The following is an 11,568-nucleotide window of genomic DNA, read 5'->3' as shown; positions in this document are numbered from 1 at the left end:
TAGTGAGAGACTTTGATCTACGATCAAAGATCCCTATATTACCCCATAAAGTGAAGCGAAAGCTCCGAAGAGAATTCCGATTACTTTCCGGGGGCCCCTAAGGGTTGCTGATTTGTGCTCAATTGACTTGCTAGCGAGATTTTACAATCTCATTTATAGTCGATTACTCGACTGTGCTTACTCACTCGTTGTTCAGTTTTCAAAGATCAATTTCTTTCATTCACTGCCGCGTTCCCGAAGCAGCGAGAAGTAATATACCATGTACAAAAATCAATTGCAAGTGTTTTTTTTATCTTTTTTAAAACTTTCAACAACGATCATCTTAACTGCTCGATGTTGTTTATTTAAGATGTCCATCCAAGGAATGCATTCGCGTTAAATGGTGGATTTGCAATATACCATGGATTTAAAAGTATTACAACCTTTCATCAGAAACAATATTAGCCGCATCTACTTCCAGTCTCCAGTCGTTACATTGCATGAAGTTTCCTGGAGGGTACTCAAATTCGCAATTACTCATCAATTGAAAGCCGAGCTTTTGACATACTGCGTTGGACGCCGGGTTGTTAATGGACGGGAATGCGTGAATATACTTATGCTTTCTCTCAACTTTTGCATCTGCAATAGCTTCTGCGACGGCTGCGGTCGCAATTCCCCTGCCTTGAAATGACGGTAAGACACTCCAGCCAATCTCGTACACGCTCTCGCCTTTCCACATGCTATCCCAGTAACCAACACTGCCGACGGTTTCGTTTCCAGGCAGCAGCACAATGCTAAACATGCGGCCGCTCCCTTTTCCGTCGATCTCAAGATACCGTTTGTGCCGATTTACAATTTGCTCTTCCGTTTCCGGACCTCCGAGATGTTCCATCATTTCAGGAGCATTGATCAAACGAAGTAAATCAAGGTTATCATCCGACCAAATCTTTAGCTTTACATGAGGTGCTTTCATTTGTTCCAACATTCCCCTCATCTCAGAATGGCTTCCATGCTGCAAATACTTCTAATCTTTTTAAAATGTTACCAGAACATTTGTTCCCAGTCAAGATTCACCTGACCTGTCAGCAGTCAAATCCGCTCTAGAAGGCGGGTTTTGTTCCAACGATGACGGTAGCATCCAGCTCGTCGAATCTGGCAACCGACGGGATTAGCCCGCTGCGAGCAAAAATCTCGACAGCCTGCGGCGCCTGCCGTTCGCTGACCTCCACCAGCAGGTGGCCTCCCGGCGCCAGCCAGAGTGGTGCGGCCAGCGCCACCCTTCGCTGCACATCAAGCCCATCCGTCCCCCCGTCAAGCGCAATCCGAGCTTCATGAACACGGGCTTCAGCGGAGAGAAGCTCGATAGACTCGGTTGGTACGTAGGGGACGTTTGCGAGCAAGATGTCGATACTGTTAAGCAATGTCGCAGGCAGCGCCTCGAAAAGATCGCCTTCGTACACACGACCGCCGGCGGCTGCAAGATTGCGGCGTGCACACCGAACTGCCACCGGGTCAATGTCCGCTGCATACAGCTCAATCCGTTCCAATGTTGCAGCCAGCGCAGCGCCCAACGCGCCCGAACCGCAGCATAGGTCAACGACGACGGCTCCTGACTTGGCAATTTCAGCAGCCTGACGAACGAGAAACTCCGTACGGTGGCGAGGGATAAAAACTCCCGGGTCCACCGTTATCCGCAGACCGCAGAATTCCGCCCATCCTATGACGTGCTCAAGCGGAAAGCCCTGTGCACGCCGACCAACCATTGCGTCAAGCTCATCCGGCGTTCCGGCTGCTGAAATAAGCATCCGGGCCTCATCTTCGGCAAAAACACACCCGGCAGCCCGAAGTCTGGTGACAATATGATCAAAATTGATATCCTTCATGAATAAGTCCCCACAATCTTATTGTATATCAATCATTTTATCCTCAGTTCAGACGGCCGGACAGTTACTAATTGATTATAAGAAACTATACTACCGAGCGGATGGCGGGGGTGCAGGTGGGGGGCTTGCTGGGCGCCTTTGTGGGTGGCTCGATTGGTGCCTTGGTGGTGGGCAGTGGTATGATGGTTTGAAGATCCTTCTAATCCCATCATGAATTTGTCCTACAATCTAATCAACGTCTACTTTCATTAAACCTCACTAAAGCCTCCACGCCCAAGGCAAGCGCTCCGCACAAGCCGGCATTATTCCCTAAACCTGGAGCTACGATATAGCTGTTAATATCCTCCAGCAAAGCCGTAGTGTTGATGTAACCGTTCAAATTCCTTTGGACATAGGAACGAATCATTGGAAATAATTGCTTTTGGTGCATGACACCACCACCCAAAATGACGATTTTCGGCGACAGCATTAATATCGTCGAACTTATGGATTGCGCAATATAATAAGCTTCTAAATCCCATGCAGGATGATCTGCCGGCAGCTCGTTTCCTTTCAAATGCCACCGCTTCTCAATAGCCGGACCCGCAGCCAGCCCCTCAAAGCAATCACCATGATACGTGCATATTCCCTCGAAAGGGTCTTCCTTATGACGTCTGACCAACACATGACCGCCTTCGGGATGCACGAGTCCATGAACCAAGCGCCCCTCCATATACACGCCTACTCCGATTCCGGTTCCAATCGTGTAATATACGCAGCTGTCAAGCCCTTGGGCAGCTCCCCATTTCGCTTCTCCAAACGCCGCAGCATTGACATCCGTGTCCCATCCGAAGGGTACATCGAAAACTTGCTTCAATGTACCTAGAAAATCATAATTAGCCCATCCCGGTTTAGGCGTCGTAGTAACATAGCCATAGGTAGGGCTGTTAGGGTCGACATTAATAGGTCCAAACGATCCTATTCCAATTGCCGCCACATTTTTATCCGTAAAATAGTTGATCACTTTTTCTAAAGTCTGCTCCGGACGTTCCGTTGGAAAACTAATTTGATCCTCAATAACGCCGGAGTCATTCCCAATCCCGCAAACGAACTTAGTCCCTCCAGCTTCAATGGCTCCAATACGCAGCATCTCAATATACCTCCTTCTTGTTCAAATGAATATTCCTGCGATATTCGTCGGGAGTCACTCCGAATCGACTCTTAAACACTCTATAGAAGTACTTTTCATCCTTAAAACCGACTCTGGGTGCAATTTCGTAAACTTTCAGGGTGCTGTTTTGAAGCAATTCAATCCCTTTCTTAATCCGCATGTCGGTCAAATATTTACTGAATGTCATCCCCAAATGGTTTTTGAATATCAGGCTCAAATAATTCGGGCTAAAAAACAAATGATTCGCTACCCGATCCAGGGACAAGTCCTCCATATAGTGCATCTCCAGATAATGAACGCACGTTTCAATAACGGATTCGTGTTTTTTGGAACGGCTCTTCAGGAGGATGTCCATAAACAGCATGAGCGTTTCCTGAAATCGGCTTTTACAACTTACATAATCACTGCTGGCAGACAGCTGAGTTTCGGCTTTAACCAGAATATCTGTATAATCCTGGTCCGTCACAAAGTCTTTAATGACAGAAGCTGTGCTGGATACCATACGAATGACAGCTTTATTCCATTGATCGGGATAAGGGAATCCATTCTTCAGGATACGCTCAAACCATTCATCGACATGTTTAACGATCTGCTCGCTCTTCGTTTTACGGATAGATTCCTTGAACAGTTCTTCCTCTTTCAAATAATCATAATGCATGGGGCGAATAAGGCCGCTAATATCCGAAAACCGAATCACATCTTGTGCAGGCAAAAAGTAGCGAAAAGAAGCCGCTGTCAGCGCTTCTTTGCAGGAATGTCTCGCTTCCTGGAACAGATGGCTTCGTTCCTCTCCAATCCCGATCGTCAAAGTGATCCCGAATTGCTCGAACGTTTGTGCCGCGAACTCTTTCAACAGCTTCGTCAACGTCTCGCTTTCTTCGGCATACGGCCGATCCATGGTCAGCACCGTGATCAACAGACCCTTGTCCTCACCGGAGAAGAACGAGACGGAAGGACCGATACTGCTGCTCCGGTCTTCCATCCCGCTTAACATAACGCTTTTCATGCGATCCACACTATAGAGCGGTTCCATCAGCAGACTTTCATCGTTCAGTTTAGCGGCAATGACGATCCCCCTGTTTTCCAGGGAAAATTGTTGACGAATCTCTGTGCATTTGGACTCGGCTATCCCTCCCGTTACCCAGTCAGTGAGAAGACGTTCATAATAAACGGATAAGGTCCTGTTCAACTGCTGCTTGATTTCTTCGTTTTCGAGCAGATTCGTTTGTTCTTTTCGAATGCTGCTCTCCACTTTCTCCAAGGTTTGGGCTATGCTTTCCTCTTTCACGGGCTTCACCAAATAGTCAAAGGCCCCTAGTTGAATCGCCTTTTGCGCATATTCAAAATATCGGTATCCGCTGAGTATAATCACCTTGATATCATGCGATGAAGCATTCATCTTCTCAATCAGCTCTAAACCGTCCAGTATAGGCATCTTAATATCCGTGAACACAATATCGATGTCATCACGGTGGATGATCTCTAAGGCTTCTTGACCGTTTTTGGCTTCCAACACTTGACAGTTAGGTCTGGCTTCCCTGATCATTTTGGCGAGTACTCTTCGCTGTATGGCCTCATCATCCACTACCAGAATGTTTTGCATGCAAGCCTCCTAAAAATGTGAGACCTTGATCTCCGATCAAAGATCCCTAGTCCAGTTACTTTGCGGGGACCCCGGTATATGTCCAAATGCTCTTCAGCGGAGATATGTTTAGCGAGATCAATCTAACAGTTCCTTGAAGCGAATAGATCTCCAGACTTTTCTCTTCTTTCCCAGGAAATATTAAATCGGTAATAACGGCTTCCCCTTCGCCTGCAAACACTTCGATCGATGACGTATCCACCCAAATGTGCAGCTTGAGGCGCCGCTCCTGCGCTTCCGCCTTGACCACATGTCTGCCTGAGAAATCCGCATGGAAGGCATCTTCGCCGGAACGAGAACGGTCGACGAAAACCTCTTGCTTTTCTACTTCATAGCCTACCATAGTTTCAGATAAACCGGATGTCCGGACTTTGAATCCAAATTCCGCGGCAGTCTGCAGCTCAAACTCGGCCTCTATCACAAAGCACGAAAGATCAAATACGGGCAGCGCGCTTTGACCGGGCTCCACAATCGTATCCTCCCAGTTAGAAGTGTCTAATTTCAACTGGTTTAGTTCATGGACAGGCTGCTGCACAAAAATGATTTGATCCTTGCGGCTTTTTAAGCCTAGCGTTCTTGGGAGTGTCATTGCGCTGCGCCAGCTTGTCGTTGGCGTCACTTGCGCGTATTTCCAGTTGCTCATCCATCCGATATAGATGCGGCGGCCATCCTTAGCCGGAATATCCGACCAACTGACTCCCGCGTAATTATCTCTCCCGCCATCGAGCCATGCTACCGTTTCGGGAGAGGCATCGTTCTTAAACACCGTACCGTCGAAATCTCCGATAAAGTACTGTGTTCTGGAGCCTTCGGGATATTCCGGGGAATTGCCGATGGAGACCAGCATGACCCATTTCGTTCGCGCAGGATCGCCGTCTATCGCCAGCTCGAATAAATCGGGACATTCCCAGACACCGATATGCGCCCCTTCTCCCTCTCCAAATTGACTGGCAAAGGACCACTCCTTCAAATTCGCCGAATGATAAATGCTTACCGTTTGGCCGGAGGCCAGTATCATGATCCATTGATTTGTTTGTGTATGCCAGAACACCTTAGGGTCGCGGAAATCCGGAAACCTCGCATCGGTCAGCACTGGGTTGCCGCTGTATTTGGTCCAGGTTCTGCCGGAATCCCGGCTGTAAGCCAAGCTTTGGCGTTCCCTTGGAACACCGCTGTCCGGTTCTTGATCATGATGCGTAAAAATAGCGACCAATCCGGCTTCTCCGTCAAAAAAACCGCTCGTATCCTGCCAATCCACAACAGCGCTGCCGGAAAAAATTTGCCCGTGCTCATCGGGTTCCAAAGCAATCGGAGCATGCTCCCAGTGCACAAGGTCCCTGCTGATCGCATGGCCCCAATGCATCGGTCCCCATGTCGTTCCATGAGGATGATATTGATAAAACAAATGATATTCGCCATCAAAATAGACGAGTCCGTTCGGATCGTTCATCCAATTAAGCTGAGGAGAAAAGTGAAATTGCGGCCTGTACAATTCGTTCGTCAAGTCGTTCGTCATACAACTACCTCTATTCCCATAAAATGTTGCCCGGCCCGATTAGCCGAGTCGAATTACCCTTTGATACCGGTGCTGGTGATGCCCTGTACATAGTACTTTTGCAGAAGCAGAAAAATCGCGACGATCGGCAAAGTGGTGAACGTAAGCGTCGCCATGATTTGTCCGTAGAAAATAGGAGGAAGTGTAAAGAACGTTTGAATACCGAGCTGTATATTCCTCAAAGATTCTCCCGTAGTGACCAGAATAGGCCACATGAAATCCCCCCAATGGGAGATAAAATCCAGAATGAAAACCGTCGTAAATACGGGTCCTGAAAGGGGAACGACAATTTTCAGAAATGTTTTCAGAGGAGACGAGCCGTCTATTGCCGCCGATTCCAGAAGTTCGTTCGGAATGTCCATAAAAAACTGGCGGAACATGAAAATGCTGAAGCAGTTCGCAATGAACGGCACGATAAGCGCCAGCCACGTGTTCACCCAGCTCAAGCCGTTGACGACGAAATAGAGCGGCATCACGATACTTTCAAACGGTACGATCATCAGCGCAATAATGGCGGTAAGAATTACGCCTTTCCCTTTAAAATTAAGCTTGGCCAGCGCATACCCGCAGATCGAGTTAACCCCTAAGCCGCTTATGCCGATAATCGAAACATAGAACAAACTGTTAAATAAATATTTCATCATGGGAATCCGGTTGAAAGCTTTTATATAATTATCAAATGTTATAGTCGTAGGAAGTAAAGACTTGATCGAGCCTAGATCTGCGAAAATTTGATTTTCCGGTTTCAGTGATGAAACGACCATCCATACCAGCGGGATCATAAAGAGCACCGACATGATAATATTAGACGCATAGATGAATATTTTAATCTTACGATCAGCCATGAGCACATCTCCTTCCTATTATTATCTGTCTTTAAAAAATTTCTTCATAGAAAACGAGATCGCGACTACGATGAGGAAGAAAATAACGGATACGGCGGAAGCATAACCTGCATTCCTGAATTGGAACCCTTGCTGGTAAATGAGCAGCGCGAGCGTTCTTGTGGAATTCTCCGGCCCGCCGCCCGTCATCACATAAGGTTGAGTGAACAGCTTCACCGCTTGAATCGTAGTAATCGTCAGAACGAATACGATAACATTGTACAAACTTGGAATCGTAATAAATTTGAGCTGTTGGAACTTATTCGCGCCGTCCATCGCCGAGGCTTCGTACAAATCTTTTGGAATGCTTTGAAGGCCCGCCAAAAAAATCATCATTTGATATCCTGCCGCTTGCCATACGGACATGAAGATGATGGAGTTCATCGCCTGATCCGCGCTTCGCAAAAAGGGCTGCTTCGGTATGCCAAACAGATGCAAGGCGGAATTGATCAATCCCTCATTCGGGTTATACAGGGAAATCCACAAAATAGCGATAACCGTCATCGATGTAATAACCGGGCTAAAGTAAGCAATCCGGAATACATTTCTGATTTTAAGCTGATTATTGACTAACAAGGCCAGCAGCAATGCTACCGCCGATTGGACGGGAACAACGATGACTGTGAAATACATTGTGTTATACAAAGATTTATAAAAGAGCTTATCCTTAAACAGGAGCATGTAGTTATCCAAGCCAGTAAATTTAATCTGATCCGGCCGCAATAAATTGAATTTGGTGAAACCGAACACCACCGCCAGCAAAAATGGCAGCAGCAGGAATACAAAGAGCAGGAGCACAGCTGGCAGTATGAATGAATATCCCGTGATGGACTCTCTTCGCTTCTGAAATCCGATTGATGTCACTTTAGACTTCGTGTTTGTATGAACTTGTGTCGTAACGTTCTGCATGGATCGATCATCACTCCCCTCTTCAAAAATCCAAGATCCTCACTTCGGAATGACCGCGGGGAGCGGCATCCGGCTGAAATCGAGCCTGTCTTAATGCCGCTTCTGCGTAATCATTGAAAGTTCTAGTTGCTAAAGTTTCGCTTATATTCTTCATCATAAGAAGCAGCTACGTTATCCAAAGATTTCTTCACGTCGGCTCCCATCATGATGTCCGTTAACGCTTCGGCGAACTTTTGCGTCAGCACCGGATAGGCCGGTGTTACAGGTCTTGCATGCGATACCGTCGTCACCTGTTCCTTAATAACCCGCAATGGAAGATCGTTGTATTCCGGCAGACTGTCATAGGCCGATTTCCTGCTGGCCGGCATGCTGATGGCTTTGGCAAGCTGAGCAGAGCTATCCTTGTTCGTCATCCACTTCACCACTTCCGCCGCTTCCTTCGGATGCTTGCTGTCCGTAGTTACGCCGATAGCCCAACTGCCCGATGGCGAGGTTGAGATGCCGTCAGCTTTCCTAGGGAAATAGGTGATGCCCCATTCCAAATCCGGATAGTTCTTAAAGCCCGGAATGTTCCACGGCCCGCCCAGCTTTGTCGCCGCTTTGCCTTCTTCGAACTCGGTCGGCTTCGGATCAATGTTAAACAATTTTTCCTTGGCCAGCTTTTGCAGAAAGTTGGCAGCCGCAAGTCCCTTGTCGCTGTTCACCCAACCTTTCGCCGATGTGCCTTCTTTATTGACAATGTCCGTTCCCGCCGAAATCCACATTTGCTCGAAAGCGTACGTCATCCACTCGCCTTTGTCATTGATCATGTTCGTACCGAATACGTCGTTCTGCGCTGTCTTCTTCATCACGTCATACCACTGATCCCAAGTCCAGGCGTCCTTCATATTCGTCGGAGGCTCAATGCCGTACTGCTTCATAATCTTCTTGTTGTAGAACAAGACAACAGAGGACTCGGCCAGCCCGGCGGCATAAAATTTATCTTTATAAGTCCCCTGCTGGATAATGGATGGAACGAAGTCGTTCAAATCGTCCTTGGTATAATACTCATCCAGCGGGATGATGATTTTGGATGCTGCATAGTTCGCCACATTCGGACCGTCCATGGAAAGCACGTCTGGGAGCGTATGGGAGGCTACGGCCGCGTTAATTTTATCTTCATAGGCAAAGGAGTTTCCTCTTGTAATGGGCTCCATTTTCAACTTGATTTTCCCTTGGTAAGCCTTATTGAACTCATCCACTCTTCTTACGTAGAAGTCGTCCTCCGGACCGCTTGCTTGCGGTCTCCAGTAGGAGATTTCCACTTCCTTTTGGGCAGCTTGGCTATTGTTTCCGGCAGTGTCGCCTGAGTTCGTTTGTCCGCCTGTGGAACATCCGGCAAGCAGGGATACCGTGAGTAGACTAGTGACCGCGAGCAGCCCTTTCTTTCCTTCTTTCATTTTAACCCCTCCATGTACGTTATCTTGTTTACGCTTTCATCATATCGTGGATGATTCGGCCAATCCTACTCTAAAAAACGTGAAAAGGTGGACTTTTGTACCGAAAACCCTTACATTTTTGATTTTCATAATGAAAAAGAAGCGGTCCCCAGTCATTTCTATGACTTAAGGGACAGCCCTTTGTGCAGGTATGCTTCTATGGTCAGCTTTCTCCGCCTTCTTCGTATAGCTTGGAATTGGAGTCAGGCGGTAGCGGTAAAGTAATTGTTATCTTAGTACCTTTATTCCCTTGGGATTGGATTTCTACACCGTACTGAGAACCATAAATGAGTTTCACGCGCTTATTCACATTGGCGATACCGATCGATTTGCTCATGCTGACAGGATCGTCTATGGTCGCTAGCACGCGCATAAGTGTATCCGGGTCCATGCCTTTCCCGTTGTCTTCAATCGTAAATATCCTTGTTGTACCCGCAATCCTCCCGCTCACCCGAATCCACCCGCCTGTTTCCCTGTCTTCCAAAGCATGAATCAGCGCATTCTCCATGAAAGGCTGCAAGAAAAACTTGGGCACCGTATAGCGGTATAAGGCCGGATCGATTTGATATTCGATTTGAAATTTATCTTCAAACCGCTGCCTCATAATATAATCGTAATTTTGTAGATATTTCACATCTTCGCTGAAAGCCACTTCGCCGGATTTTTTAGCTGTATATTCCAGCATTTCCGAAAGCTCCACAAGCATGTTACTGATAACCGTCTGCTTATTTTCGATGGCCAAATAGTTGATAATATTGAGCGTATTATAAAGAAAATGCGGGTTGAATTGAAAATTCAGAGCTTTTAATTCGGCCTCCATCTCCTTCAGATGCGTCTCGTAATTTTCTTCGATCAATACTTGGATTTTATCGTTCATCTGATTAAATTTATGGATGATCAGGTTGACTTCGCTAGTGCCATAAGTGTCAATCCTCGTATTGAAATTCCCTTCTCCAATCTGTTTAATCCCCCACATCAGCTTTTTAAGAGGCATGGTAATTCGGCTTGAAAAAAAAGAGGCAAGAAAAATGGATAGGACAATGACCAATATAGTGGAATAGAGCGTATAGCTGAACATATTTGGCATCGTTTTCAAAAGATTGTCATACGGAATGAATACCGCAGACAGCCAACCTGTCGTAGCGATCACATCAAAGCAGACGACCATCTTTTTCCCGTCCACTTGCACAAATTCCGTACCGCTCTTCCGCGCGATGGCATTGTTGATCCATTCCTGGCTTACGGGCCGGAGGCCGGCTTGATTGGAAGTTGAAACGACTGCATTGTCGCCTGTCAAAACATAATAATAAGAGTCCTTCACAACAAGACTCTCCTTGAACGCCCTGCTGATCATGGATTCCTGGAAATTAACGAGAAGAATCGGCCTTTCTGCGTCTTTATCCATAGATCTCAACAAGTTGTTAGCGACATGCGATAAGTTAATCAGCCTCGTAGCTGTGAATACGTACTGGTCTTTCGTGCTGGATACCGCGGAGGAGGCGTAAAATTTTTCAAGTAAATTATACGTTGGAACCCACAAAGTGCGGTCTATGGAGTTGATCCCTATCTGGTAAATATCGGAGGCGGAAAAGTCCTTTTTCGGGATCCAGAAATTAGGGTTGCCCCCAAACGTATACTCTTTCGTGGCCAAATTGACCGAGTATACATCTTCCGAAGTAGGAAAATATTTTTGCAGAACCCGGGTTACTTTTCTATCGTTTTCATAATCCAAATATTTCTTTTGCAAGTCGGTTGTATTGAACACATTGAATAAATCTTCATCCAAATGCATGTTGATCGCGCTCTGCTCGACACTCGCAAACTTCGCATCCAAGGATTGATTGCTGCTTTTCACTAACCCCAAATACGTTCCGCTTGCATTCTTCAATATAACTTCCGAACTCTTCACATAGTAACCAACGCCCAGTACGGTCATCGAGACGACGATCAGCGCAATGTACGAAGAAGTCAGCCGTACTCTCAAACTTAAATTCGCATACATCATTCTAGCTGATTTCATTCCAAGCACTCCTTGCTTCGTTAGCCTTCTTCCTATCTTGGACTATAGTCAAAAAAACTCCGTCCCGC

At 46.7% G+C, this 11,568-nt stretch carries 9 protein-coding genes; all 9 read right to left on the bottom strand.

Going from position 1 to position 11,568, the window contains the following annotated elements:
• Window positions 1–415: 415 nt before the first annotated feature.
• On the bottom strand, window positions 416–964 hold the full coding sequence (locus GC097_RS29405; RefSeq protein WP_171686832.1) for a GNAT family N-acetyltransferase: 549 nt from the start codon (window positions 962–964) through the stop codon (window positions 416–418).
• A 115-nt stretch (window positions 965–1,079) separates the two neighbouring features.
• The gene (locus tag GC097_RS29400; RefSeq protein ID WP_171686831.1) at window positions 1,080–1,862 is read right to left on the bottom strand and encodes a putative protein N(5)-glutamine methyltransferase; all 783 of its coding nucleotides are present in this window, start codon (window positions 1,860–1,862) and stop codon (window positions 1,080–1,082) included.
• A gap of 232 nt (window positions 1,863–2,094) precedes the next feature.
• Window positions 2,095–2,988, bottom strand: coding sequence for an ROK family protein (locus GC097_RS29395; protein ID WP_281364395.1), 894 nt, complete (start codon window positions 2,986–2,988; stop codon window positions 2,095–2,097).
• 4 nt (window positions 2,989–2,992) lie between these two features.
• On the bottom strand, window positions 2,993–4,615 hold the full coding sequence (locus GC097_RS29390; RefSeq protein WP_171686829.1) for a response regulator transcription factor: 1,623 nt from the start codon (window positions 4,613–4,615) through the stop codon (window positions 2,993–2,995).
• 55 nt (window positions 4,616–4,670) lie between these two features.
• Window positions 4,671–6,170: a glycoside hydrolase family 32 protein gene (locus tag GC097_RS29385; RefSeq protein ID WP_171686828.1), complete on the bottom strand. Its 1,500-nt coding sequence runs from the start codon at window positions 6,168–6,170 to the stop codon at window positions 4,671–4,673.
• A 53-nt stretch (window positions 6,171–6,223) separates the two neighbouring features.
• Window positions 6,224–7,054, bottom strand: a complete 831-nt coding sequence (locus tag GC097_RS29380; RefSeq protein ID WP_171686827.1) for a carbohydrate ABC transporter permease — start codon at window positions 7,052–7,054, stop codon at window positions 6,224–6,226.
• 21 nt (window positions 7,055–7,075) lie between these two features.
• Complete coding sequence (locus GC097_RS29375; RefSeq protein WP_171686826.1) at window positions 7,076–8,002, bottom strand: carbohydrate ABC transporter permease; 927 nt, start codon at window positions 8,000–8,002, stop codon at window positions 7,076–7,078.
• A 122-nt stretch (window positions 8,003–8,124) separates the two neighbouring features.
• A complete protein-coding gene (locus tag GC097_RS29370) occupies window positions 8,125–9,441 on the bottom strand; it encodes an extracellular solute-binding protein (protein WP_171686825.1) in 1,317 nt (438 codons plus the stop codon).
• A gap of 202 nt (window positions 9,442–9,643) precedes the next feature.
• Complete coding sequence (locus GC097_RS29365; protein ID WP_171686824.1) at window positions 9,644–11,500, bottom strand: cache domain-containing sensor histidine kinase; 1,857 nt, start codon at window positions 11,498–11,500, stop codon at window positions 9,644–9,646.
• Window positions 11,501–11,568 lie beyond the last annotated feature (68 nt).

The organism is Paenibacillus planticolens, from assembly GCF_013141725.1.
Taxonomy (GTDB): Bacteria; Bacillota; Bacilli; order Paenibacillales; family NBRC-103111; genus Paenibacillus_E; species Paenibacillus_E planticolens.
This window is presented reverse-complemented; position numbering and strand designations above follow the sequence as displayed.

Excerpts from the sequence above, each read along its gene's own strand:
- GC097_RS29365 (WP_171686824.1), bottom strand. The coding sequence starts at position 11,500 with ATGAAATCAGCTAGAATGATGTATGCGAATTTAAGTTTGAGAGTACGG.
- GC097_RS29405 (WP_171686832.1), bottom strand. The coding sequence starts at position 964 with ATGTTGGAACAAATGAAAGCACCTCATGTAAAGCTAAAGATTTGGTCG.
- GC097_RS29370 (WP_171686825.1), bottom strand. The coding sequence starts at position 9,441 with ATGAAAGAAGGAAAGAAAGGGCTGCTCGCGGTCACTAGTCTACTCACG.
- GC097_RS29390 (WP_171686829.1), bottom strand. The coding sequence starts at position 4,615 with ATGCAAAACATTCTGGTAGTGGATGATGAGGCCATACAGCGAAGAGTA.
- GC097_RS29400 (WP_171686831.1), bottom strand. The coding sequence starts at position 1,862 with ATGAAGGATATCAATTTTGATCATATTGTCACCAGACTTCGGGCTGCC.
- GC097_RS29385 (WP_171686828.1), bottom strand. The coding sequence starts at position 6,170 with ATGACGAACGACTTGACGAACGAATTGTACAGGCCGCAATTTCACTTT.
- GC097_RS29380 (WP_171686827.1), bottom strand. The coding sequence starts at position 7,054 with ATGGCTGATCGTAAGATTAAAATATTCATCTATGCGTCTAATATTATC.
- GC097_RS29375 (WP_171686826.1), bottom strand. The coding sequence starts at position 8,002 with ATGCAGAACGTTACGACACAAGTTCATACAAACACGAAGTCTAAAGTG.